Annotated in this window: 21 protein-coding genes; 19 read left to right on the top strand and 2 right to left on the bottom strand. The window is 37.0% G+C overall.

Annotated elements, in window-relative coordinates; all coding sequences use genetic code 11:
- Positions 1-14 precede the first annotated feature (14 nt).
- The 4 genes from isdE to srtB all read left to right on the top strand — a co-directional run bounded on the left by isdE (position 15) and on the right by srtB (position 3,542).
- A complete protein-coding gene (gene isdE, locus ACOZBY_RS03555; RefSeq protein ID WP_099805008.1) occupies positions 15-920 on the top strand; it encodes a heme ABC transporter substrate-binding protein IsdE in 906 nt (301 codons plus the stop codon).
- Between the two features lie 95 nt (positions 921-1,015).
- Entirely contained in the window at positions 1,016-1,981 is a 966-nt protein-coding gene (locus ACOZBY_RS03550; protein WP_422761510.1) for a FecCD family ABC transporter permease, read from the top strand.
- Positions 1,982-1,986: 5 nt separating this feature from the next.
- On the top strand, positions 1,987-2,757 hold the full coding sequence (locus ACOZBY_RS03545) for an ABC transporter ATP-binding protein (RefSeq protein ID WP_099805009.1): 771 nt from the start codon (positions 1,987-1,989) through the stop codon (positions 2,755-2,757).
- A complete protein-coding gene (gene srtB / locus ACOZBY_RS03540; protein ID WP_012293003.1) occupies positions 2,754-3,542 on the top strand; it encodes a class B sortase in 789 nt (262 codons plus the stop codon). Before ACOZBY_RS03545 ends, srtB begins: the two co-directional genes overlap by 4 nt.
- 69 nt (positions 3,543-3,611) lie before the next feature.
- Here the strand turns inward: srtB and ACOZBY_RS03535 are convergent, their stop codons facing one another.
- The gene (locus tag ACOZBY_RS03535; protein ID WP_099805010.1) at positions 3,612-4,049 is read right to left on the bottom strand and encodes a VOC family protein; all 438 of its coding nucleotides are present in this window, start codon (positions 4,047-4,049) and stop codon (positions 3,612-3,614) included.
- A 421-nt stretch (positions 4,050-4,470) separates the two neighbouring features.
- Between ACOZBY_RS03535 and ACOZBY_RS03530 the strand changes: the two genes are divergently transcribed.
- The 7 genes from ACOZBY_RS03530 to ssuE all read left to right on the top strand — a co-directional run bounded on the left by ACOZBY_RS03530 (position 4,471) and on the right by ssuE (position 12,523).
- Positions 4,471-4,998 carry a YceI family protein gene (locus ACOZBY_RS03530; RefSeq protein WP_025113709.1) on the top strand — a complete coding sequence of 176 codons (528 nt, stop codon included), beginning with the start codon at positions 4,471-4,473 and terminating at the stop codon, positions 4,996-4,998.
- 186 nt (positions 4,999-5,184) lie between these two features.
- Positions 5,185-6,111 carry an NAD-dependent epimerase/dehydratase family protein gene (locus ACOZBY_RS03525; protein ID WP_012293006.1) on the top strand — a complete coding sequence of 309 codons (927 nt, stop codon included), beginning with the start codon at positions 5,185-5,187 and terminating at the stop codon, positions 6,109-6,111.
- A 101-nt stretch (positions 6,112-6,212) separates the two neighbouring features.
- On the top strand, positions 6,213-7,493 hold the full coding sequence (locus tag ACOZBY_RS03520; protein ID WP_036160870.1) for an AAA family ATPase: 1,281 nt from the start codon (positions 6,213-6,215) through the stop codon (positions 7,491-7,493).
- A complete protein-coding gene (locus ACOZBY_RS03515; protein ID WP_012293008.1) occupies positions 7,490-8,065 on the top strand; it encodes an RloB family protein in 576 nt (191 codons plus the stop codon). The genes ACOZBY_RS03520 and ACOZBY_RS03515 overlap by 4 nt, the downstream gene beginning before the upstream one ends.
- A gap of 125 nt (positions 8,066-8,190) precedes the next feature.
- Positions 8,191-10,272 (top strand): catalase, encoded by a 2,082-nt coding sequence (locus ACOZBY_RS03510; protein ID WP_012293009.1) that lies wholly within the window; start codon positions 8,191-8,193, stop codon positions 10,270-10,272.
- Positions 10,273-10,479: 207 nt separating this feature from the next.
- Complete coding sequence (gene lpdA, locus ACOZBY_RS03505) at positions 10,480-11,817, top strand: dihydrolipoyl dehydrogenase (RefSeq protein ID WP_036162588.1); 1,338 nt, start codon at positions 10,480-10,482, stop codon at positions 11,815-11,817.
- Positions 11,818-11,956: 139 nt separating this feature from the next.
- Positions 11,957-12,523, top strand: coding sequence for an NADPH-dependent FMN reductase (gene ssuE, locus ACOZBY_RS03500; RefSeq protein ID WP_012293011.1), 567 nt, complete (start codon positions 11,957-11,959; stop codon positions 12,521-12,523).
- Between the two features lie 46 nt (positions 12,524-12,569).
- Here ssuE and ACOZBY_RS03495 read toward each other — a convergent pair whose 3' ends face one another.
- Entirely contained in the window at positions 12,570-12,722 is a 153-nt protein-coding gene (locus ACOZBY_RS03495) for a hypothetical protein (RefSeq protein ID WP_012293012.1), read from the bottom strand.
- A gap of 211 nt (positions 12,723-12,933) precedes the next feature.
- Between ACOZBY_RS03495 and ACOZBY_RS03490 the strand changes: the two genes are divergently transcribed.
- The 8 genes from ACOZBY_RS03490 (at position 12,934) to ACOZBY_RS03455 (ending at position 25,339) form a co-directional block, all read left to right on the top strand.
- Positions 12,934-14,322 carry an aldehyde dehydrogenase gene (locus ACOZBY_RS03490; RefSeq protein ID WP_099805012.1) on the top strand — a complete coding sequence of 463 codons (1,389 nt, stop codon included), beginning with the start codon at positions 12,934-12,936 and terminating at the stop codon, positions 14,320-14,322.
- A 323-nt stretch (positions 14,323-14,645) separates the two neighbouring features.
- The gene (locus tag ACOZBY_RS03485) at positions 14,646-16,112 is read left to right on the top strand and encodes a UDP-N-acetylmuramoyl-L-alanyl-D-glutamate--2,6-diaminopimelate ligase (RefSeq protein WP_099805013.1); all 1,467 of its coding nucleotides are present in this window, start codon (positions 14,646-14,648) and stop codon (positions 16,110-16,112) included.
- Positions 16,113-16,246: 134 nt separating this feature from the next.
- Positions 16,247-17,824 carry a peptide chain release factor 3 gene (locus ACOZBY_RS03480; protein ID WP_012293015.1) on the top strand — a complete coding sequence of 526 codons (1,578 nt, stop codon included), beginning with the start codon at positions 16,247-16,249 and terminating at the stop codon, positions 17,822-17,824.
- A 192-nt stretch (positions 17,825-18,016) separates the two neighbouring features.
- Positions 18,017-21,070, top strand: a complete 3,054-nt coding sequence (locus tag ACOZBY_RS03475; RefSeq protein WP_422761505.1) for an efflux RND transporter permease subunit — start codon at positions 18,017-18,019, stop codon at positions 21,068-21,070.
- Between the two features lie 20 nt (positions 21,071-21,090).
- Entirely contained in the window at positions 21,091-22,176 is a 1,086-nt protein-coding gene (locus ACOZBY_RS03470) for an SDR family oxidoreductase (RefSeq protein ID WP_036160873.1), read from the top strand.
- A gap of 338 nt (positions 22,177-22,514) precedes the next feature.
- Complete coding sequence (locus ACOZBY_RS03465; RefSeq protein WP_012293018.1) at positions 22,515-23,273, top strand: TerC family protein; 759 nt, start codon at positions 22,515-22,517, stop codon at positions 23,271-23,273.
- Positions 23,274-23,418: 145 nt separating this feature from the next.
- Positions 23,419-23,577 carry a helix-turn-helix domain-containing protein gene (locus ACOZBY_RS03460; protein WP_422761502.1) on the top strand — a complete coding sequence of 53 codons (159 nt, stop codon included), beginning with the start codon at positions 23,419-23,421 and terminating at the stop codon, positions 23,575-23,577.
- Positions 23,578-23,983: 406 nt separating this feature from the next.
- Positions 23,984-25,339: a TrkH family potassium uptake protein gene (locus tag ACOZBY_RS03455; RefSeq protein WP_036214846.1), complete on the top strand. Its 1,356-nt coding sequence runs from the start codon at positions 23,984-23,986 to the stop codon at positions 25,337-25,339.
- The last annotated feature ends 1,094 nt before the right edge of the window (positions 25,340-26,433 follow it).

The raw sequence follows: 26,433 nt of genomic DNA, 5'->3' as shown, positions 1-26,433 counted from the left end.
TGGGGGATGACACAATGAAAAAAGATTGGAAAATGAAGGTACTGTTGCTGACATTACTATCACTAATTCTTGCTGCATGTAGTAGCAGCGATCAAACAGAAAAAAAAGAGACAGTTACTGATAAAGAACAGGTAACAGAAGATAGTGAGCAACGTATTATTGCTGGGACTGTAGTGGTAGCGGATATCCTTGATAAGCTGGAGCTTGATGCAATCGCTGTACCTGAAACAGAAAAGCAATTAGCAAATCGTTTTGATGGTCTGCCAACAATCGGTAATGCGATGGAGCCAGATATGGAAATTGTTAAGTCATTAAATCCAACAGAAGTATTATCCGTTTCCACTTTAGAATACGATTTACAGGATAAATTTAAACAACTTAATATTCCTGTTGATTTTCTTAATTTCCAAAGCGTTGATGCCATGCTAAAGGAGATAACATCTCTAGGAAAACGCTATGATCGTGAAGCTCAAGCCGATGCATTAGTAAAAGATCTACAGAAGAATATCGAGGCAGTCCAAAGCGTAGCTGCGAATAAAGAAGGTCCTCGCGTATTAATTTTACTAGGTATACCAGGGAGTTATCTAGTAGCAACAGAAAATTCCTATGCCGGGGATCTTGTCAAACGAGCAGGGGGTATCAATGTAATGGAAGGGCAAGATGCAGAATATCTATCTTCTAATACGGAATATCTTCATAATAGCAATCCGGATATTATTTTGCGCTTATCACATGGCATGCCCGATGAGGTTGTAGAAATGTTTGATGAAGAATTTAAAACTAATGATATTTGGAAACATTTCGATGCAGTGAAAAACGGTAAAGTCTATGATTTAGAGGAAGAATTATTCGGGACGACATCCTCCTTGCAGGTACCACAGGCTTTAGGACAGCTGATGGAAATTTTCTATCGTAAATAGTAACTCGAATGTCGCTCGTATGATCAGTATTTTTACTCGTCATAGAGCGTTTTTCTTATCCTATATGGAATAAAAAAAGAAAAAGGAAGTCCGATATGACAAAAAGAATCGTCAGTTTTTTACTTGTAATTTTTTTATTACTGGTGACAGTGATTTATTCAGCATCAACAGGTAGCATTAAAATGGGCTTTTTTGAGTTTATAGGGGCATTATTTAATGAGGGGAATAGTCAAATGGAGGCTATTCGTGATTTACGCTTCCCACGTATCATTGTGGCATTATTTGCAGGTGCCGCCCTTTCAGTTTCTGGGGTGCTTTTACAATCGGTGATGCGTAACCCATTGGCAGATGCAGGGATTATCGGAATATCTTCGGGTGCAGCATTTGTCCAATTGATTATTGTTGCCTTTTTCCCCACATTATTTTTTATGACACCCGTGTTAGCATTTATGGGTGGAGCCTTAGCCTGTACGCTTGTCTTTGCATTATCTTGGAAATCTGGCTTAAGCCCGCTCAAATTGATTTTAGTAGGGATAGCGATTAACGCTATGTTTACAGGCTTAACCGAGGCTATGATTAGCTTAGGCGGCTCCTTAAATATGTCCGCATCCAGTGTTATTGGTTCTAATCTAACCATGCGAACATGGAAAGATGTTTCAACAATTGTGACATATGGTTCAATCGGATTAATAGGTTCTCTTGCTTTATATAGTTGGTGTAATTTACTCGTATTACAAGACAAAACTGTTAAAAGCTTAGGATTTCAAGTTGTGCGAGCACGGTTATTAATTGCAGCAGTGGCTGTCTTACTAGCAGCTGTTTCAGTTGTTGTTGCAGGAGTTATTTCATTTGTGGGTCTTTTAGTACCTCATATTGCTCGCAGATTAGTTGGCCATGATCATGCTGTGCTTATTCCGTTTACAGCATTGGCAGGAGCATTACTAATCTTATTAGCAGATACAATTGGACGTACAATTGTTGCACCACTTGAAATCCCGGCGTCCACCATTATGGCCATTATCGGTGGACCCTTCCTAATATTCTTATTACGAAAAGAGTGACAAGCATGAATATACAAGACATTATTGTATCGCATGATAATACACGTAATCATTTAAATGGTGTTTCCACATCAATTACAAAAGGCAAAATTACAACAATAATTGGTCCGAACGGCTGTGGGAAATCAACTTTATTAAGTGTCATCTCTCGCCTGCATTCACCTAAATCAGGAAATGTCCTGTTAGAAAATAAAGACTTACTAGATTATAAGCCTAAGGAATTTGCTAAAAAACTAGCCATAGTATATCAGCAAAACGATATACCGAAAGATTTAACAATTGAAAAATTAGTCGGTTTTGGTCGTCTTCCCCACCAAACATTGCTGAAAAAGGACAATGAGGGAGATGCAAAAGCCATTGAATGGGCACTGGCTTGTACAAATTTACAACAAAAGAGTTCAACAAATTTAGAGGCGTTATCAGGTGGGGAGCGGCAACGTGTCTGGATTGCTATGGCTTTGGCACAACAATCAGAAATACTATGCTTGGATGAGCCGACAACATATTTGGATATTTATTATCAGCTAGAATTATTAGAGCTTGTCAAAACATTAAACGAGCAGCACGGCTTAACGATTATCATGGTGCTACACGATATTAATCAAGCTATTCGCTATAGTAACCATATTATTTTAATGAAGGATGGTAAAATATTCGCAGAAGGTACCCCACGTGATGTAATTACGAAAGATGTTATTAAAGAGGTATATGGGGTTAACGCGGTATTTAATGAAGATCCACAACTTGGCTATTATATGATGCCAATGGGGATATGAATGGTGATGGGATGAAAAAGAAGGCGTCAAAGTTTGTCACATTTCTATATGTAGCAATATTTTTATTTTCTGCATTTTCCCTAGCAAAGTATCTATATACGTACTATGAGACATCAAAATCGCTGAAGGAAGTGCAGGATATATATCAAGCTACATTAAGCACTATTGAAGATCAGCCTGTAAATCAAGAGGAAGAAACTCAAGCTCCTTCAACGATAAGACCTCAATTCCAAGATTTATTAGCAATGAACCGTCAAATTGTAGGATGGATTTCAGTGGATGGAACAAAGTTAAATAATCCAGTACTACAAGCTGACAATAATGATTTTTATTTAAATCATAATTTTAGAGACGAGGAAAGTCGTGCAGGCAGTGTCTTTATGGATTATCGAAATAATATTGTTTCTATGAGTCAAAATACAGTTTTATATGGTCATGCTATGAAAAATAATACGATGTTTGGCAGTCTAAAAAATTACTTAAAGCAAGACTACGCGAATGACCATCCCATTATTTATTTAGATACCTTATATGAAGGGTATGATATCGAGGTATTTGCAGCATATGAGACAACTATTGATTTCTACTATATTGAAACGGATTTTACAAGTGACGGAGCTTATAAGCAATTTCTAGAGGAAATTCAAAAGCGATCATCCATACAAATGGATGTCGCTATAAGTCCCGGTGATAAAATCCTGACATTGTCTACCTGTAAGGATTCAGTGATGAGTGACGAGCACCGCTTTGTTGTTCAGGGTAAATTAGTAAAACGTGGTGAATAAATAGAGCTTGACTTTCTTTTTATTGAGGAGAACCTTCACTGTCAAGGTTCTCCATCTTTTTAGCCTTTTTTATTGGATTTTCTCCGCCAACTCTAAAATAATGCCCTCAGGACCACGCACGTAACATAATTTATAACTTTCTTCATATTGCTGTATCTCACTAAAAATTTTTGTACCCCTTTTTTTCAATTTAGCAATAATACCTTCAATATTTTCAACATTAAAGCAAATATGTCGGATTCCAAGCGTATTTGCAAAAGTTGGCTGTATACCTTTTTCATCAGAAGGCGAGTAAAATTTCACTAGCTCTATCCATGTCTGACCATCAGGCATCCCCAATCCTACACATGCCGTTTTTGTATAATTAAGCCCTACAATTCGGCTCAGCAGTTCTCCTTGTAATTCCCATTCTGCTCTCACTTCAAGCCCTAGCTCAAGAAAAAATGCTTTAGCCTCTGAAAGATCATTCACGTTTATGCTCACATGATCCATTCTATTGATTTTCATACCTCATACCTCCAAGTCCTCTTCGCAGAATTATATAACAAATGGATGAAAAAAAATCCTGATACGATCATGAATTTTGATAGACAAAGGATGATACATAAAAACTCTTTAACGTTATGCTTTATTTATGGCTAATGTGGACAAACCTATGCTTGTTCGAAATCGTAAATTGAATATTTCAAATTTCAAAAAGAACTTTTAACAAAAAATAATTAAATTACTTGACGTAATTTAATTATTAATATATAGTAAGTTACATAAAGTAATCAATTACTTTTCATAACCAAAGTAGTACAAAAAGATAAGTAACTACAAATGTTTAGCCTAATCAATGTTGGGTAACATAATTCATGTAGTTGCTTCATATTTTAAAATATATCTCGAAATCGAGATAAAATCAACTTATTGGAGGAATTTTAAAATGGCAAAATGGAATATTGATTTAGGGCACTCAGCAATTAACTTTCAAGTAAAACACATGATGGTATCAAAAGTGAAAGGTGTATTTGATAAATACACAGCGGACATTGAGGCGGCAGATCTTGCAGACTTAACAACTGCTAACATTAGCTTTACTATTGATCCAGCAAGTATTAATACACGTAGTGAAGATCGTGATAACCATTTAAAAGCAGCGGATTTTTTTGATGCTGAACAATATCCAACAATTACGTTTAAATCAACAGACATTACTAAAAAATCTAGCGATGAATATTCAGTAACAGGAGACTTAACTATTAAAGGTGTAACAAAATCAGTAACATTTGATACAGAATTTAATGGCAAGGGTACTAATCCTTGGGGGCAAGAAGTATATGGTTTTGAAGCTGAAACAACTATCAATCGCGAAGACTTTGGTTTAACTTGGAATGCAGCCTTAGAAACTGGTGGAGTACTTGTAGGTAAAGATATTAAAGTATCAGTTGAGTTAGAAATTAACCCAGCTTAATAAAGAGATTTTCCTGCATGCTTGAAGGTATATTCAAGCATGCTTTTTATATGTCCAAAAAAAGGTATGTTCTTAAGAAATATTCTAGTAATGATATTTTGTAAATTAATTCCATTGAGTATGTTTTTTGCATATTTTTAGCAAATTCTGCATATAAATCATCATATTGTTTTTGGGGGCGATAGGATGAATGTATTAGTGACAGGTGGCTATGGTTTTATTGGCAGTGCAGTAGGTAGGCGTTTTTTTGAAGAAGGTGCATCTGTTTATATTATTGATAATTTAAGTACAGGTCACTTACGGAATGTTGATTTTGAGCATAAATCTTATCTTTTAAATGTGGAGGATGAGGTTTGTGAGCACCTTTTTAAAGAGACACATTTCGATGTGGTCATTCATTGTGCAGCACAAACGAGTGTTCAACAATCCTTACAGGAGCCAGTAAAGGATATTTTGACGAATATTGTTGGGCTAAGTCAAATGCTCTTTTTATCATCTAAATATAAGGTAAAGCATTTTGTTTTTGCCTCCTCAGCTGCTGTGTATGGAAATAGTCACTATCCGCCACTAGAAGAAACAGATGTGTGCGAACCTATATCAATGTATGGGCTAAACAAGAGCATAGGGGAAACCTATTGTGAAAAATGGCAAAAGGATTATCGGTTACCTATCCTTATTTACAGATTCGCCAATGTTTTCGGTCCAAGACAACAAATGCAAGGTGAAGCTGCTGTCATCCCAAGTATGTTAAAGAGTAGCATGGAGGGAAGACCCTTTACAATTTATGGTGATGGTGAACAGACACGTGACTTTATTTACGTCGATGATATTGCAGATGCCATTTATGCCGGTGTCCATTCAAGATTACAAGGTATCTATAATGTGTCCACAAATGAAGCGTGGTCTCTTCATCAAGTGATTTTGTTGCTTCAGCATTTAAATCATCCACTTGAAATTCAATATGCACCCGCACGAGAAGGAGATATTGAACATTCATTTTTAAATAATGACAAATTAGCCAATGCAATTGGTTGGAGACCCAAAATTTCTTTTGCAGAGGGAATTGAACGTACGTTGAATGCTTTACAAGTTGATAAATTGGCGGAAATTTAACTATATAGAGGATTCGGCATATTACACAGTGTAATATGTCTTTTTCTATGTCTATAGTATAATAATTCATTAAAGAAATGGATGTGGACGGAGGCTTACATATGCTTGTAGATTTTAGAGTGAACAATTGTCTAAGCTATAAAGAGGATACATTATTTTCAATGGTAGCAGGAAGTCGTCTACGAAAATGGAAGGATACCCATACCATACCGTTGGATGATTCACTTCGTGTCGTGAAAAGTGCATTTATTTTTGGGCCGAATGGAAGTGGTAAATCCAATCTATTTACCGCGCTTAAAGTTTTGAGAACCTTACTCTTTAATTTTGAGAATTTAAACAATGTTAAACAATTACGCCTGCCTTATCAACCATTCAAGCTAGGAAGTCAGCAGGGCCAACCAACAGAATTTATGATTTCATTATTTTTGGACGGTGCTTTGTATGAGTATGAAATTCAGTACAATGCTTCCATCATTCTATATGAGCGTCTTCACAAGACAACTCATAATTTGAAGGAAGAGCTTTTTGTCCGACGATGGGATGGTGTGGATTATTCGTATGAAACAGCTCATTCGACTGCACAGGAATTAACAAAATATACGCGGAATAATACAGCCTTTATATCAGTGCTACATGTTTTTAATGATTCAGACGCGTTAAAGGTATTCGATTGGTTTTTACATAAAATGCTGTTTCTAGATGAAGCGAATCGGTTATCAAGTCATCCTCTAATTCGTAAACTTGAAGAGGAGCCCTTCAAAAAAGAGGTCATCAAACTTCTTAAAATTGCCGATTTTTCAATTCAAGATGTCACGGCAAGACGTGTGGAGCGCAGAGAAAAAAATACCATTGGCTACGAATTTGACAGCCCTGAGGTCATTCAAGAAGTTGATATTGACCTACATTATTTATCATTTGATGAATCGGGTGTGCCCATCGGAAACGAGACGATCAATTGGACGATGGATTCTAAAGGTACAGTGCGCATGTTGCATTTAGCTTGTGTGATGGTAGATGCTTATAATAAAGGAAAAACTATTTTTATTGATGAATTCGATACAGCTTTTCATGTATCAATTTGCGAATTTCTAATGGCAATCATGAATAGTAAACGTAATACGAGTAATCAATTTGTCGTGACGAGTCATGAAATAGAGTTATTGGATCAGCCATTGCGTTCTGATCAAATTTGGTTTGTTAATAAAACCTTTAAAAATGAATCTGAGCTCTATTCTTTATTTGATTTTGCAGACTTGCAAAAAAAGCGTGGCGACCTTTCTTATGCAAAACGTTATTTAAAAGGAGAATTTGGCGCAACGCCCGTTATTAATGAATATTTATCTGAACAATATTTAGAAGAAGCGGAGGTATCTGAGCAGTGAGAGTACGTCAACAAGGGAACCGAACACTGCGGAAAACTATTTTAATTTATTGTGAAGGTGAAACGGAGCGTATTTATTTTGAACAGCTACGTATTTTGAAGCGCTCTAAAATGGTGAGTGTCAAAATAAAAAATGTTAAACGATCTGCCATCAAGCTTGCTCAACATGCTTATCGGGATTCTAGTTATCAATATTTTGATGAGGTCTGGATTGTTTTTGATAAGGATGATTTAACAGAAAAGCAATTGGAGGAAGTAAATCAATTTTGTGAGGAAAAAGAGATTCAAATTGCCTATTCTAATGAGGCTTTTGAATTGTGGTTACTTTTGCATTTTGAGGAAGTGGATAGCTCGGAAAAATATCCACGTGCCGTCTTAAATGACAAAATGGAACAACACCTCGGTGTGAGCCGATATTTCCGTCATAAGGCTGATGAGACGATTATTGCCCCCATTGCATTACGTCATGAAGTAGCGATTAAAAATTGTACAGACATGATGGCTCTTCGTAGTTCGGAGAGCCGTGACAACCCTTACTGTAACATACATGAAATGATACGATACATATTTTAAAAACGGTAGGTTCTTTTTGTGACGTAGGGGTCCTACTCTTTACTTTAGTGGAAATAGATTGTCAAATAAATGCATGTTTAATCCAAACAAACATATAGTGTCTATTGAGCGAAATCAGTAATAGTATGAAAGGGGATTGCGTGGATAAGCCAAATTCGAATCAACGCAAAAATATAGAGGAAAATGCCAAGGATCAGCAACTAGAGCCATTTCGTGTAGAGAACGAAGGCACAAAAATGACTACGAATCAGGGTCTTAGAGTGTCAAACGATGAGGATTCCTTAAAAGCAGGAGTCCGTGGTCCGACAATTATGGAGGATTTTCATCTTCGAGAAAAAATTACACATTTTGACCACGAACGAATTCCGGAACGTGTCGTGCATGCTAGAGGTTTTGCTGCACATGGTGAATTCGAATTGTATGAGTCGATGAGAGAGTATACGAAGGCGAAATTTTTGCAAGACCCGAAAAAGAAAACGCCAGTGTTTGTCAGGTTTTCGACAGTGGTAGGTAGTTTAGGTTCAATGGATACGGCTCGTGATGTACGGGGATTTGCAACTAAATTTTACACGGATGAAGGAAATTATGATTTAGTAGGCAATAATATTCCAGTCTTTTTTATTCAGGATGCCATTAAGTTCCCAGATTTAATTCATGCAGTAAAGCCTGAGCCGCATAATGAGATGCCACAAGCTGCCTCTGCCCATGATACGTTTTGGGATTTTGTGGCGAACAATCAGGAGATTGCACATATGATTATGTGGCATATGTCAGATCGAACAATACCTAGAAGCTTCCGTATGATGGAGGGTTTCGGGGTGCATACATTCCGTTTTGTTAATGATAGAGGAAGATCAAGATTTGTGAAGTTTCATTGGAAGCCTGTACTAGGTGTGCATTCACTAGTTTGGGATGAAGCTCAGATAATAGCTGGGAAGGACACAGATTTTCAGCGACGGGATTTATGGGAGGCCATTGAAATTGGAGATTATCCAGAGTTTGAGTTAGGGGTGCAAATACTTGAGCCAGAAGACGAATTTAAATTCGATTTCGATATTTTAGATGCCACAAAACTTTGGCCAGAAGAACTGATACCCGTAAAAATAATTGGAAAAATGACCTTAAATCGCAATGTGGATAATGTATTTGCTGAAACTGAGCAAGTTGCCTTCCATCCAGGAAATGTTGTACCAGGCATTGACTTTACCAATGATCCACTATTACAAGGTCGACTCTTCTCCTATTTAGATACACAGTTAATACGTTTAGGGGGTCCAAACTTTACAGAAATCCCTATAAATCGCCCTCTTTGTCCTGTGCATAATAATCAACGTAATGGTTTTAGTCGACAGGCAATTAATCTAGGAAGAGTAAGCTATCATAAAAATTCATTAGCCAATAATACACCTGCAACATCCACTGCAAGGGAGGGAGGATATGTTCATTATGAAGAAAAGGTTGAAGGGCGAATCACAAGGGCACGTAGTAAATCCTTTGACGATCACTTTTCACAAGCTAGACTCTTTTGGAACAGTATGTCCCCTCCTGAAAAACAGCACATTATAGATGCTTTTAGCTTTGAGGTTGGAAAAGTCAAGAGTAAATCTGTGCGACAACAAGTTGTAGATATGTTTGTTCACGTAGATAAAGCAATGGCTACAACTGTTGCTGAAAATGTGGGTGTTAACCCTCCTAGTGGCGAACAGTCCAAGGTAACAGCCTCTTCACCCGCACTTAGTCAAGCCAATACCATTAAATTACCTTATACACTTAGGGTAGGTGTTTTAATTGGTGATGGATTCGATGCGAATGAGGTAGGGGAGGTATTAAAATATTTAACAAGGCAGGGGGTGCGCTACAGCATTATTTCTGATCGACTAGGAGTTGTGACTGGAAATAATGGTGTTCAATTAACGGCAAGCGACACCTTTATTACAACCGATGCCGTATTATTTGACTCGTTATATGTGGTGGGTGTAAAGGCAAGTAATCAAGCTAAATTTAATACACATATCGTAAATTACATTAATGAGGCATATCGTCATTACAAACCGATTGGATTTGCCGTTACAGGTACAACGTTTTTCAATATGTCGAATGCCAATGTAGGGCCAGGTATTGTTTTAGCAACTGGGAATAAGGATTTTTCTAAAAAATTTGTAGACGCCATTGCACAACAAAGATTTTGGCAACGGAATATTTATTAAGCCTATTAGTTGGGAAAAATATACGCGTAATGAAAGTAAAGTCGAGGCCAGACTGGAGACAAAAGCAATTGAGAGAAAACCTCTCAATTGCTTTTATTATTTTTCATCTTTAAGCTTTAAATTTCTGAAGGATCCCTTTCAATGACCTTACTGGTAATATTGCATTCAATTTTTGCAAATGATAAGGTGATACATGAGGTGAAAAATATGGAAAAATTTGATATAGCAATTATTGGTGCAGGGCCAGGAGGGTATGTAGCGGCCATTCATGCTGCCAAAAATGGCAAAAAGGTTGCGTTGATTGAACGAGATAAATTAGGAGGAGCTTGCTATAATGTTGGATGCATTCCATCTAAAATTTTATTGGAGCATAGTAAACTAGTGCAGGCAATAAATCGAGGAAATAGTTGGGGAATAGAAACAGACAATGTTAAAATAAATTTTCCTCGATTAATGCAACGTAAAGATACAATTATTCAAGAGCTTCTAACAAATATTGAGCACTATATTATCAACAACCATATAACTTTATATCGTGGTGAGGCCACATTAACTAAAGACTTACTGATAACAGTAGGAAATGAAACTTTGACGGCGTCAGATATTATATTGGCAACAGGCAGTAAACCATATGTTCCACCATTTGAAGGGTTAGAGTCCGCTACCTACTTTACAACAGATACATTTTTCAATCTTAAAGAGCTACCAGCACAGTTAACGATTATCGGTGGTGGTGTGATTGCAGTAGAAATGGCCTTTAGTTTAGCCCCCCTAGGAACGAAAATTACAATGCTTAATCATAGTGAGGATATTTTACAAACGGAAGAACCAGAGGCAAGACCCCTTATTCGAGAAAAGATGAAGAAACTTGGTATTGAGCTTATAACAGATTTCCAATTCGAAAAATTTGAAGGCCATACTATTCATACGACAAAAGGTATATATACATATGAAAATCTTCTGTTTGCGACAGGGCGTCGTCCTAATACAGAAATCGCTCAGCATTTGGAGTTAACTTTTGAAGGCCGTTTAATTGCCGTGAATGAGCATTTACAGACGAGTCAGCCTCATATTTATGCAATTGGTGATTTAGTCGGTGGTTATCAGCTTGCACATTCTGCGAGTGCGGAAGGAATCTATGCTGTGGATTATATTATGGGTAATCAACCAGCATTAATTGACCAAGCATCAATCCCGCGTTGTGTATATACACACCCTGAGATTGCCACATTTGGTTTACTAGAAGAACAGGTAAAAGTACCTTACACGATGACAAAAATGCCATTACAAACAAATCCAAAGGCTTTAATGGAGGGAAATACTGAAGGCTTTGTGAAGCTAATAACAAAAGAGGGCAGCGGTCAAATTCTAGGTGCTTGTGTTGTAGGGGATGGTGCAACAGAAATGCTGAATGCTATATTGGCGGCAAAAAACTCAGGTGGTACAGCTCTTTCTTTAGCACAAATGATTTTCCCACATCCGACTGTATCTGAGCATATTGGAGATACTGCCAAAGCTGTTTTTGGAAAAGCCATTCACCAATAATTGAAAAGCTATTGACATTAAAGAAATATATGTTAGATTAATTTTATAAGAATACTTGGTTTTGGAGTTGACTAGGCAGCTAGAGGCTTCTATTTTACAAGGCGGTTTTCGTTTGATTGTAAAATAGGGGCTTTTTTTAATGGCTTTTAAAAAATTAAGAGGAGCTGGTAAATTGACAAAAGCAGTAATCATTAATGGCAGTAACTCAAAAAGCTCTAGAGTTATGGCAATCCATGAAAAGGTTAAAAATCATTTAATGGCACAGGGTGTAGAAGTCCATTCCAATTATATTCATGAACTACCGGCTGTAGATCTAATAACAGCCAATTTTGCAAGTGAAAGTATACAGCTAGAGAATAAATGGATTGAGGAAGTACAAATAGTCGTCATTTTAACCCCTATATACAAAGCATCGTTTACGGGAATATTGAAAACTTATTTAGATTTACTACCCCAAAAAGCACTGCATGGGAAGGTCATTCTACCTATCGCTGTTGGGGGTTCTATTGGTCATTTATTAGCATTAGAGTATGCTTTGAAGCCTGTTTTAGCTGTACTAGGGGCGACCTCAATATCACACTCTGTTTATATTGTAGATAAACAAATTATTCGGTTAGATGAAGGAGGTTTTGCCATAGAGGAAGAAGCAATCAGTAGACTAGAAGCAGAGTTAGAGCAGTTACGGCAATTATTAATCGCTAATTAAACATGATAAAAGCGCATTAAAGGGGTATCCTATAATGCGCTTTCATTTAATTTACTTCAAGATTTTCTTCGTTTTCTACCGGTGCTGTAGAAAGATATAAGAAAGCCTCATCTTGCAAAAGCAATAATTTTTCTTCACAAATCCCATGTGATAATGGTCCAGAAAAAATAGACTCCCACCATGTCGTTGTTGTTGTCATTCATCTACGCCCCCGTTTCGTTTAGTATGTAGTTGTGTAGTTGTATATTTCCCAAGATGAAAAAATTAAAACATTTCACATACTCAAAATTCTTCCCCCCTGATGTAGAAAGAGGAATTTTTCCTCCTGATGTTGTATCGTATAGACAATGATAGTTTGTTTCGAAATGAAAAAACTATGTATGCCATTTTTGAAAAGGGGTGCTTTATTGATGAATTTTACGTCTAAAGATGTGGAAAATATGATAACAGAGCAGCGTCAATTTTATTTTTCTCGTGCCACTAAAAGTGTCAAATTTCGAAAAGAGCAATTAAAAAAACTAAAGAAATCCATTTTGAAATATGAGAAGGAAATACTGAACGCACTATACTTAGACCTCCGGAAAAGTGAGTTCGAAGCGTATGCAACTGAAATTGGCATTGTCTTAGATAGTATTTCTTACATGGTGAAGCATGTGGAAGAATGGATGGAGCCAGAAGCCGTCAAAACACCTATTCAATATCAGATGGGTAAGAGCTTTATTGTTCGTGAACCGTATGGTGTAACATTAATTATTGGTCCGTTTAATTACCCATTTCAATTGGTCATGGAACCATTGGTAGGTGCTATTGTTGGCGGTAATACAGCTATCGTTAAACCGTCAGAAACATCTGTACACACTGCAGCCATTATAAAAAAGGTAATTGAAGAAACTTTTCACCCATCCTATATACGTGTAGTGGAAGGGGAAAAAGATGAGGTTACTGCCTTAATCCATGCTTCCTTTGACTATATCTTTTTTACAGGAAGTGTAGCAGTTGGCAAAGTGGTTGCTAAGGCAGCAGCAGAACGATTAACACCAATTGCTTTAGAACTTGGAGGGAAAAGTCCAGCTATTGTTGATCAAACAGCGAACCTAGAAGTAGCAGCGAAGCGGATTGTATGGGGTAAATTCACAAATACTGGGCAAACATGTGTGGCACCAGATTATTTACTTGTTCACAAAGATGTTTATGATCGCTTTATGAAAATTTTAAAAGAGACGATACGTTCTTTTTATGGGAAGAACCCATTAAAAAGCCCTGATTACGGACGCATCGTGAATCTTAGACAGTTTGATCGTTTACAGCAAATTATTAAGGAAGAACGTGACGCTATAACATTCGGTGGACGGATAGATCGAGATGATTTATATATTGAGCCAACAATCATCGAATATGTAAAGTGGACAAGTCCTTCGATGCAGGAAGAGCTTTTTGGCCCTATCCTACCTGTTATGATGTATAGCGATTTACCACTGGCAATTCATCAAATACGCCAATTACCGAAACCATTAGCGGCATATTTCTTCTCAGAGCATGAAAAAGCGACTCAATACTTTTTAGAGGAATTGCCATTCGGCGGAGGATGTATTAATGATACGATTACACATGTTGGTAACTTACACTTACCATTTGGAGGTGTTGGTCCATCGGGTGTGAAAGCATATCATGGTAAAGCAAGCTTTGAAAACTTTACACATGCAAAATCCATTTTAAAGAAATCTTCTAAGCTTGAGACGAATGTACTGTTTCCACCGTATAATCAAAAGGTGAAAATTGTACGCTCTATTATGAAATAGTTAAAATGGGGGTATCTTTTTTCAAATGAAGATATCCCCTTTCAAAAAAACCCTCCTTTGTATAGAAAAATATCCCCAAAAATCCCAACCTAGGCGTGTCGAAAAATGCCGATTAGTCATTAATTATGAAAAAATTGAAGAAAACGTATTTTTTGTTCAAATGAAAGCGTTTTCGTTAAAAAAACAGCACGGAGACATTTTATTTATCGCGAAATAAGTAGTAAAATAAGTTCAATAGAGCGTGGGGGGATTCATTTTGTCGTTTTTTGTCGAATAATCAAAAATGATGACATGAGTGTAGAGATTGATTGGAGGACTATGAAATGTATGCAGAGGAATTGTTAAGTGCATTACCTTTGAAAAAAATAATTGGCATGTTGCCAGACCAAGTGACTGATATCGTAGTAGATTCAAGAAGTGTACAGCCAAATAGCATGTTTGTTTGTATTAAAGGTTATACAGTGGATGGACATGACTATGCTCAAAAGGCTGTAGATGGAGGTGCTACGATTGTTGTAACAGAGCGGGAATTGCCGCTAGGTGAGACGATTGCTCAAGTAATTGTAAAAGACACAGACCGTGCAGTAGGCTTGTTAGCCGCAAAGTTTTTTGATTATCCTTCCAAAGATATAACGATGATCGGGGTAACGGGAACGAATGGTAAAACATCTGTAACAGGTATTATTCAAAATATTATGCATGGTATGGGTGAAAAATCTGCCTTATCTGGCACAATTGGCTTTAATTTAAATGGAATTTTATATGAATCTGCCAATACAACAAGTGATGCGTTATCAACACAACAAATGATTTTTAGAGCAAAAATGGAAGGCTGTCGTTTAATGACGATGGAGGTTTCATCCCATGGATTAGCACTTGGACGTTTAGCAGGTGTTGACTATGATGTAGCTATTTTTACAAATCTAACGCACGATCATCTTGATTTCCATGGTACGATGGAGGAATATGGGCATGCCAAAGGTTTATTATTCTCCCAGCTTGGACAAGATTTAGAAAAAAATAAATTTGTTGTGCTAAATGCCGATGATGCTTGGTCAGAGCGGTACGCAGCTATGACACCATTTCCAGTGTGGACATATGGTTTAAAAAATGAAACAGCAGATTTCCGTGCCATTAACTGTGAATATCACGATTATATGACATCTTTTGATGTGGAGATGTCAGAAGGAATTTATCGTGTGAAAATGAATTTACTAGGTGAATTTAACATTTATAATGTGTTAGCAGCAATGGTGGCATTTTATGGTCGTGGCTATTCTATGGAGGCCATTATTGAGCAAATCGAGCAACTTCCACCAGTTAAAGGACGTATGGAAAAAGTATGCTCTGAGCTACCTGTACAAATGTTTGTTGATTATGCACATACACCTGATGCTATTGAAAAAGCGATTGAGGCAGCACAACCATATAAAAAGGGCAAACTTATTTTCTTAGTTGGGACAGGTGGTAACCGTGATAAATCAAAACGTCCTGCAATGGCTGAGAAGGCGTCGGCAGCAGAGTATGTTATTTTGACAACAGATGACCCACGCTATGAGGACTATAATAGTATTACGGGTGATTTGGCAAAAGGGATGTTACATGACAATTTTGCCTGTATCGGAGATCGTGCAGAGGCAGTTCGTCATGCGATTGAGGTTGCTGAACCAGGCGATATGATTATTTTTGCTGGTAAAGGCCATGAGGATTATCAAATTATTGAAAATACAAAATTTCCGCATAGTGATGCAGAAATAGCAATAGAAGCTGGCCGTTTGAAATTTGTTTGATGGAATATAAGATTTAGGAAACCCTTTTAGATAGTACTAAAGGGTTTTCTTTTTGGCGATTTCATGTAAAAAGGTTGTACGAAAGGCAAGTCTTCTTTTATTATTATTAAGTATGAAAAAAGGAGAATGACGAGATGAATTCAAATTTAGAAAAAGATATACAATCCCGTCGTACTTTTGCCATTATCAGTCACCCTGATGCTGGGAAAACGACGATTACAGAAAAGCTTTTACTTTTTGGAGGCGCCATTCGTGACGCAGGGACAGTAAAAGGGAAAAAAACAGGTAAGTTTGCAACATCTGACTGGATGGAAATCGAAAAGCAACGTGGTATCTCTGTTACTTCTTCCGTGATGCAATTTGACTATAATGGCTCACGTGTGAATATCTTGGATACCCCTGGGCACCAAGACTTCTCAGAAGATACTTATCGCACATTAATGGCAGTAGATAGTGCTGTCATGGTAGTGGACGCCGCTAAAGGGATAGAGGCGCAAACTTTAAAGCTATTTAAGGTTTGTAAAATGCGCGGTATTCCGATTTTCACTTTTATTAATAAATTGGACCGTCAAGGGAAAGAGCCGCTTGAGCTAATAGAAGAGCTTGAGGAAGTACTGGGGATACATGCATATCCTATGAACTGGCCGATTGGTATGGGGAAAGAGTTTCTTGGTATTTATGATCGTTACAATAAGCGTATTGAGCAGTTCCGTACGGATGAAGCTGAACGCTTTCTGCCAATAGATGAAAATGGTGAACTTGCTGTAGAGCATCCGATGAAAGTTACTTCTTATTATTCTCAAGCAATGGATGATATATTACTACTGGACGAGGCTGGTAATGAATATTCGGAAGAAAAAATTCGTCGTGGCGAATTAACACCAGTGTTCTTTGGTTCAGCTTTAACAAATTTTGGGGTACAAACATTCCTAGAGACTTACTTACAATTTGCACCAATACCACAGCCTAGAATTACGGAAGATGAGCAGTTTATTGATCCGCTTGAACAAGAGGAATTTTCAGGATTCATATTCAAAATTCAAGCTAATATGAATCCTGCGCACCGTGACCGTATTGCCTTTGTCCGTATTGTGTCTGGTAAATTTGAGCGTGGCATGAATATGACTTTGTCTCGTACAGGCAAATCCTTTAAAGTCACACAATCTACACAATTCCTAGCTGATGATCGTGAGACTGTAGATGAAGCTGTTGCAGGGGATATTATCGGTTTATATGACACAGGGACTTATCAAATTGGAGATACCGTAGTGGGTGGTAAAAAAACATTCCAATTTGAAAAATTACCACAGTTTACTCCAGAGTTATTTGTCCGTGTAACGGCTAAAAACGTAATGAAATCGAAGCAATTCCATAAAGGTATTTTACAATTAGTACAAGAAGGTGCCATTCAATATTATAAAACACTGCACACAGAGGAAGTTATTCTTGGAGCAGTGGGTCAACTTCAATTTGAAGTATTTGAACATCGTATGAAAAATGAATACAATGTGGAAGTAAGGATGGAGCCAATTGGTTCGAAAATTGCCCGTTGGATTGAAAATGAAGAGGATGTTAAAGAATCTATGTCCTCTGGACGTTCAATGCTGGTGAAAGATCGTTTTGATAATCTTGTGTTCTTATTCGAAAATGAGTTTGCCATGCGTTGGTTTGCCGATAAAAATGAAAACATTAAACTTTATAGCCTTCTTTAATAGTCAACACGAATCGACAATTTTGCGATTCGTGTTTTTTTACAAGGAAATTTGACACGGATTGTAGAATATATACAGTATTAGGAAATTTGAATTCGCAAATGCGCTTAAGATAGGAAATTAGCTCATTTATAAAATAATGCCCTTTTCGGCTATGATAGAAAGGAAGAGGTAGAAGAAGGAGTTTTTAATATGAACATCAGTAATTTTTCGATTAAAAGACCAGTATTTACTATTGTAACGATGCTATTTGTAATTTTATTAGGTGGTGTATCGTTATTAAAAATACCGATTACTTTAATACCTGAGCTAAATCCGCCAATAGGTGTAGTAGTCACCTCTTATCCGGGAGCCAGTCCAACAGAGGTGAATGAAAGGGTGACGAAGCCTTTAGAGGCAACACTAGCCACCTTACCAGGCATTAAGAAACTACAATCAACTTCACAAGAAGGAAGCAATTTAATCGTCCTTGAATTCAATTGGTCCACCAACCTAGAAGATGTCCAGCTTGATATTTTACAGAGAATTGATATGACACCACTTCCCAATGATGCGGGCAAACCAAGCTTTTTAAAGTTTGATCCATCCCAATTTCCCATTATTCAGCTTTCATTGCGGGCAGAAAATGAAAATGTAGATGTGCGCTTATTAGCAGAGGATTTAGAAAAGGAGCTTCGACGGACAGAGGGTGTCGCAAGTGTAAATGTTTCTGGGAAGCTTATAGAGGAAATACAAATAACGTTAGATGAGGTAAAGTTAGTCGAAAAAGGCTTAACACAGGCAGATATTATTCAAATAGTCCAAGCGAACAATGTATCACTTCCTGGTGACCCTGTTTTAACTGATGATGGAAAAATGTTAACAACACGTATTGTTAGTACTTTAACATCACCTCAGGATATAGCCGATTTAATTGTTTCCGTGAATCCTTTAACAGGTGAAGCGTTAACAGTTGGCAACCTCGCCTCTGTTAAAAGGGCAGAACAGCCATCTGTAACGACAACCCGTGCCAATGAGCATGCAGCAGTTCTTATGTCCGTTTTACAGGAGTCGGGTGCGAATACTGCTGAAGTGTCAAAGGAGTTTCAACAAACCTTAAATGAATTGCTAGAGAAAGAGCAATACAGGGGAATTACAGCAGACATATTAGTAGATCAAGGCAACTACGTGGATATTGCCATTAGCAACATAGGCTCTTCCTTAATTTTAGGAGGTCTGTTTGCGATGGTCGTTCTTTTTGTGTTTTTACGCAGTGTGAAGAGCCCTATCATTATTGGTATTGCCATCCCCTATTCGGTTATTGTGACATTTGTATTAATGTTTTTGGCTGATTTTTCACTCAATATTATGACATTAGGTGCTCTAGCATTGGGTATTGGCATGCTAGTGGATAATGCAATCGTTGTTATTGAAAATATTGAAAGACACTTAGGGTTAGGAAAAGATCCTATTACAGCAGCGCAGGAAGGGACAAGGGAAGTTGCTCTTGCGATTACTGCTTCAACACTAACAACAATCGCTGTCTTTATTCCTGTTATGTTCATCGAAGGACTGATTGGACAAATTTTTACAGAATTTGCTCTCACTATTTCATTTAGTTTAATTGCCTCTTTAGTAGTTGCCCTTACAGTAGTACCGATGCTAGCGAGTCGGCTATTAAAAATGAAAAGTATTAACTTTTATGAGCAGCGTAGTAAATCTCTATTTTATAGGCAGTACAAATCGTCTATTGTGTGGGTTCTGCAGCATCGCATGCTCCTACTAATTTTCACGGTAGTTTGCTTTGGCCTATCATTATTTGGATTGACTAGAATAGGTACTGAATTTTTACCACCTACCGATGAAGGTTTTACAACTATTAGCGTCAATCTTGAAAAGGGTGTAGCTGTATCGAAAACTGAACAGGTAGTCAGAAAGATTGAGGAACGTTTAAAGCAGGAAAAAGATGTGGATGTTTATGTTAGTTTAATCGGCGGTACACAACAATCACAATCACGTGGACAAACTAGCCCGAACCAAGCAGAGATGTATGTAAAGCTTGTGCCTTTAGCAGAAAGAGAACGTTCAATTTTTGAATTTGTTGAAGAGCTAGAGCAAGACTTACAGGGAGAGCTAGAGGAGAAGACTGAACTGACATTTAACGTATCGACAGCAACTGGCTCATCACCGCATACTTTAACGTTTCGATTAACCGACTCTGATGAACAAAGGCTCCAAGAGGCAGTCAATAAAGTACAACAAGACCTGCAAGCAATTGAAGAGGTGACGAAAGTTTCCACAGATTTAGATAATACTGTTCAAGAAATTCAAATTGAAGTAAAACGAGAAAAGGCAAAAGACTATGGTTTCATACCCGCGCAAATTGCACAGTCTGTCAATCAAATGACAAGAGGACAATTAACCTCCCAATTAATTGCAGAGGATGGTGCTGTATTACCTGTCTACACAGGTTTCGGTCAGCTCTTCAATGATAGTATAGATTCACTAAAAGCAATGCAACTGCGTTCACCAGCAGGGGTATTTGTGAAATTAGAGGATGTTGCGACAGTTTCTATAAAAGAGGGACCCGTCTCTATTCGCCGTTCAGATCAGGCGGCAGCAGTGGCATTTTTTGTTGAATATGAAACGAAGGAATCTTTAGGGGGAATATCGGCAAAAGTAGATAAAGCAATAAAGAGTGCTCAATTAGCTCCTACTACACAAATCGTATTTAGCGGTGATCGTGAGCTTTATGATAGTGCAATCGATGATATGCTATTAGCAGTGATTCTTGCCATTATATTAGTGTATATTGTGATGGCTGCTCAATTTGAATCATTCAAATATCCGTTTGTCATTATGTTTACGGTTCCATTAATGATCATAGGGGTAGCGGCTGCCATGTTTGCTACAAATACTTTAATTGGTGTGACATCTGTAATAGGAATTTTAGTACTTGTAGGGATTGTTGTAAATAATGGTATTGTGCTAGTTGATTATATTAATCAGCAAAAAGCAAATGGTATGTCTGCTTATGAAGCAATTTTACTAGCTACTCAGGATCGTCTCCGTCCAATCTTAATGACAGCGTTAACAACTATATTAGGGTTGTTGCCACTTGCACTTGGCATAGGTGAAGGAACAGAGATGAATCAACCGATGGGAATAGCTGTTATTGGAGGACTTGTGACTTCCACGTTACTAACCCTATATATTGTACCGATTGTTTATAGTTTAGTGGATAAAGAAACAAGAAAGATGCGTTAGAATCAAGGGGGGAATGGTAGATGAAAGTTCATTTTTTTACTGGTTTTCCTGGTTTCATTTCAAGTCAATTAATTAGGTCATTGTTCCGAAACAAACAAACGCAACAGGTTATAGCAATCGTATTGACTGGCGAAACCATTAAGGCCCATCATGAGAAAAATAAAATAGTAAATGAATTTCCTAACTGTTCGATTCGAATTGTAGAGGGTGATATTACCCTACCGAATCTTGGTGTAGATAATCAAGTAATAGAAGAAATCATACCTCAAATTGAAGTACTTTGGCATTTAGCAGCTATATATGATTTAGCTGTACCACGTGATATTGCTTGGAAAGTGAATGTTCATGGGACAACAATGGTGAATGAATTTGTGCGTTCTTTACCTAATTTAAAACGCTATATGTACTTTAGTACGGCATATGTGGCTGGTACACGTGAGGGGTTACTGCGTGAAAGTGAACTGATCCGACCATTCGCATTTAAAAATTATTATGAAGAGACAAAATATGAGGCTGAGCTCCGAGTAGAAGATTTAAAATCAGAAATCCCATTAACAATCATTAGACCTGGCATTGTGAGGGGACATTCTGAAACCGGTGAAACTATTAAGTTTGATGGACCCTATTTCTTTTTAAATTTAGTAGAACGCTTAAAATGTTTACCTATTATTCCGTATATTGGACAATCTACGTCTACAATTAATGTAGTACCAGTAGATTATATATTAAATGCCTCGACTTTTTTGGCATCAGAACAAGAGGCTGAAGGCAAGACACTTCATTTAACAGATCCGAACCCTCATCCTGTACAGGAAGTATATCGTACTATGGTGAAACTAGTGACGAATGCTTATCCGAAGGGGCGTTTACCGTTTGCGTGGGCAAAACTATCTCTGCAAATCCCTTTTATTCGGAGAAAGTTAGGGGTGGAACAGGAGACATTAGATTATTTAACATGGAATGCCACATTCGACACGACTGAAGCCCAGAAAATTCTACAAAAAGGTGGAATTACATGTCCTGATTTTATTCAAACGATGCCGAAAATGATTGATTTTTATTTAGCACATAAAGAAGATACGAGCTACCAGATACAAATTAAGTAATGAAAAAAACCATTTAGATATTTTTGTCAGCTGTAAATGATAGTGCTATAATATTTGAAAGAAGATACCTTCGACACTTTGTCAAAGGGGAGTAGCTAACAGGTTTTGCAATTGTACCTGGTTTCACATTCGTCAAGACATGGTTTTACCATCGGATGTGATAGTGAATGGCTCTATACGTAAAATGATGACTGATGACGTGTAGATTGATGTACCGATAAGGTACTAATTTACTTAGCGAGACCTTTGCCACTTAAGGCAGGGGTTTTTTTCTTTTGTAACTTTAGTGGAACAAGTCATTTTGGGGTATTTCGAGCTTAGAGGAGGCACTAGCATAAATGGAAGCAATAATATTACAATACGGCTGGGTTTTAATTGTCCTAGTTGTTTTAGAGGGTTTACTAGCGGCTGATAATGCAGTAGTAATGGCTGTAATGGTCAAACATTTACCGCAAGAACAACAAAAAAAAGCGTTATTTTACGGATTATTTGGTGCTCTGATTTTTCGATTCGCTGCTCTTTTTGTCATTACTGTTTTAGTAAACTATTGGCAAATACAAGCAGTAGGTGCGGCTTATCTGCTATTTATGTCGGCGAAAAATATTTATGATTTGCGCAAACATAAAAATGATGAGGAAGAAGATACGAGTGAAAAGGCTGGGAAAAAGGGGTCTGGATTCTGGTTAACTGTACTCAAAGTAGAAGCAGCAGATATTGCATTTGCTATTGATTCAATGCTGGCAGCAGTGGCTATCGCTGTCACGTTGCCTCATTTAGGGAATTTTGATATCGGTGGCATCAATGGTGGACAATTTATCGTTATGCTCCTAGGCGGTTTTATCGGGGTTATTATGATGCGTTTTGCTGCCCAATGGTTTGTTAAAGTATTAAATGATTATCCTTCACTTGAAACAGCAGCATTTTTAATCGTTGGCTGGGTAGGGGTAAAGCTCGTTGTTTTAACATTAGCCCACGAAAAAGTAGGGATATTACCTGCAGAATTCCCGCATTCCACTGCATGGGAGTTAACATTCTGGATTGTCTTACTAGGCATAGCATTTTTCGGCTATATAGTAGGTGTTCGAAATAAAAAATAGCTATTAGTCAGTAGACAAAAGCCATCGAAAAATTGGATATGCTCCCTATTAGATAGACAGATTAAAAATAAAATTTGTTTATCTAAGGGGAGCATTTTTTGGATGAAATAAACATCCAATCGAGTTAAAATGACATATCCTTCAATTGTTCGAGGAAGGTCACTTTACTATCTGGCCATTGTACGAAAGGTTTTCATTACAACCTCAAACTTTATATAGCTGGAAAATGAAATATGAGGCAAATGGACGTGATGGATTACAGGCAGCTACTTCATGTGAAATTTATTCAAAAGAGTTAAAATGAGCGGCTTTGGAAGACTATATTCAATGGAGAGTTAGATTCAGCGATAAATGACGCTATTTATTTTAAAATCAATATCGCTACCAGAAACAATTAAACGGCTTGAGTCCTTAGAATTCAGAGCGCAAGCCGCTTTATACATTTTTTATTATTTCCACTATCTATATCAAACCAATTAGTAGTACTACTAATAAGCCTCCAATTGTAAAAATAAAAATACTCCAAGCCTTTAACCACTTATTCAAAACTTCACCTCCAAAATGAAAAAAGTATTTCGAATCATCCAATTATATTTATTCTTTTATCGAGTCGAAAAGTATAGTAATCACTATTCCTCTTTCTTTTTTCTTGTATTTTTTCTATACTATAATCTATCTAGTTGGGCATCATATGTAGAGGGGTTGTTAAAGTGCCTTGGAAAAAAACTTCCAATAGACTTGTCACACCATTTCAGGTACTTGTATCTTATTATTTCATAGCGATAGCGATTTCCTTCCTGTTATTACGGCTTCCAGGGGTTCATCAAGAAGGAGTAAAGGTTTCCTTTTTAGATAGTCTATTTACGGCGGTAAGTGCAGTAAGTGTAACTGGTTTAACAACCATTAATATTTCCGAAACGTATACGAAATTTGGACTTGTGATGATTCTTGTTATTTTACAGTTAGGCGCAATTGGTATTATGTCACTGGGTACCTTTGTGTGGCTATTAGTTGGGAAAAAAATAGGGATGCGCGAGCGTCAGTTAATTATGATTGACCATAATCAGTACAATTTGTCTGGTGTTGTGAAATTAATACGTGAAATTTTAAAAATACTAATTGGTATCGAGGTAGCAGGTACGGTTATCTTAACGCTCCATTTTACCAATTATTTTGATACGTTAGAAGAAGCATTTTTACATGGAATCTTTGCTTCAATTTCTGCTACGACCAATGGAGGATTTGATATTACGGGAATGAGCTTATTGCCATTCCATGATGATTATTTTGTTCAGTTGGTGACAATGATACTTATTGTGTTAGGGGCAATCGGTTTCCCAGTATTAATTGAACTAAAGACTTTCTTACTCAAGCGACATGCGAATTTTCGATTTAGCTTGTTTACAAAAATCACTACGTCTACTTATGCCATTCTATTTGTTGTAGGTGCTCTGGTCATTTTACTTCTCGAATCCTTCCATTCTTTCAAGGAAATGTCCTGGCATGAGGCGCTTTTTTCAGCAATGTTCCATTCTGTATCTACAAGATCTGCAGGGCTTACAACTTATGATGTGACGACATTTAGTGAGGCGACAGATATTTTTATGAGCTTTCTCATGTTCATAGGTTCTTCTCCAAGTTCAGTGGGGGGAGGAATTCGAACAACTACTTTTGCCATAGCCATATTATTTTTAATTACATTTGCAAGAGGGAGAGAGGATATTCAAGTGTTTGGGCGAGAAATTCATTTAATTGATGTTTTCCGCTCCTTCGTTGTCATCTTATTAGCCTTTTTCATGGTTTTAATTGCAACGATTATTTTGCTTATTACAGAGCCACATGCCTCCCTTATTCAAATTATTTTTGAAATCACCTCTGCGTTCGGTACTTGTGGTATGTCATTAGGAATAACTTCTGATTTATCAGTCATTGGTAAAATTATTATTATTATTTTAATGTTCATTGGTCGAGTCGGCTTAATATCCTTCCTTTATACACTTGGGGGTGGTGGACGAGGTAAGAAATCGAAATTCCATTATCCAAAGGAACGCGTAATAATCGGATAACACTTTCAGAACATTGATATATAAGGATTTGTTGAGGGGTAATCGTGGGATTGCCCCCTTTTTGCCCCCATAAGGTCATTATCAAAAATCAATTAGAATATGCAAAGTACCTAGAAGGGGCGAAGGCGCTGGTATGTGGAAGTAGAAGCAAAGTCATCAACTGATGTTTTTGAGCCATTGAAGTTTAAAGTAAAGAGTACTCATCAGTGCTTTTAAATCATTAAAATAGTCAACCAGGCGATCATAAAATGTTCGTATCTGGTCTTTTCTGTTTATTCACTTTGTAAGTACTTTTCTTTTGTATCAATTAGTTGCTTTAAATCCTTCAAGTCCTATAATCAATTAATATACGTATTAAGGCCAGAGCAGCTTTAAACCTAGATACCTAAAAGTTGTTTCTTCTTCGTATCAAATCTTCTTTTATTAAAATACTGGCAACCATAAGTTCATTTAATTTTTATTAATTCGTCAATTGGAATTGATGATGTTGCAGGCGGGGGCGGGAAGACTGCGGACCCTTCTATGATTTCATCATCAGTAAATTGCTCAGCAACTAGTTGGAATTCCTTTTTTTTAATATCATCCTACAGGTATTTGATGTTCTTTTATTTGTTCAAATATACATTTTAATTTCCACCTTTCCAATACATGAAGGCCATACAATAAAATTGTATTAATACTAGTAGGTGTTGTCAGTGAAGTTAATGACTTCCTGTCGAAATACGTCAAGACAAATGTAATGACACTATAATACGCCAACTACACTAAATCTGTTAAATGAATTAGAGGTTTTAAAGGATAACACCTTCAGAACGTTGATATATAAGAAACTGTTGAGGGGGAATGTTGATATTGCCCTTTTTTGTCAAAGTCATTAAGTATTAGTGTTCATGTTAGGGAGCTTCATAGCTGCATGATTGTGTATTCATATTTAAAGCTGTCATTCGAATCCATCCTCTTATCGGTAGCTGGTAATAGCATAGAAGGGTAAAGGACTTTCTTCTATTATATATAGAAGAAAGAAATAAAATTGTCGAATATTGTCATTACAGATGTCTATACACTAAAAAACCATCTATTAATAAATCATATAC

The organism is Lysinibacillus sp. NPDC056220 (assembly GCF_049315265.1).
Taxonomy (GTDB): Bacteria; Bacillota; Bacilli; order Bacillales_A; family Planococcaceae; genus Lysinibacillus; species Lysinibacillus pinottii.
Note: the sequence above shows the minus strand (reverse complement) of the source record. Positions and strands in the feature narration are given on the sequence as shown.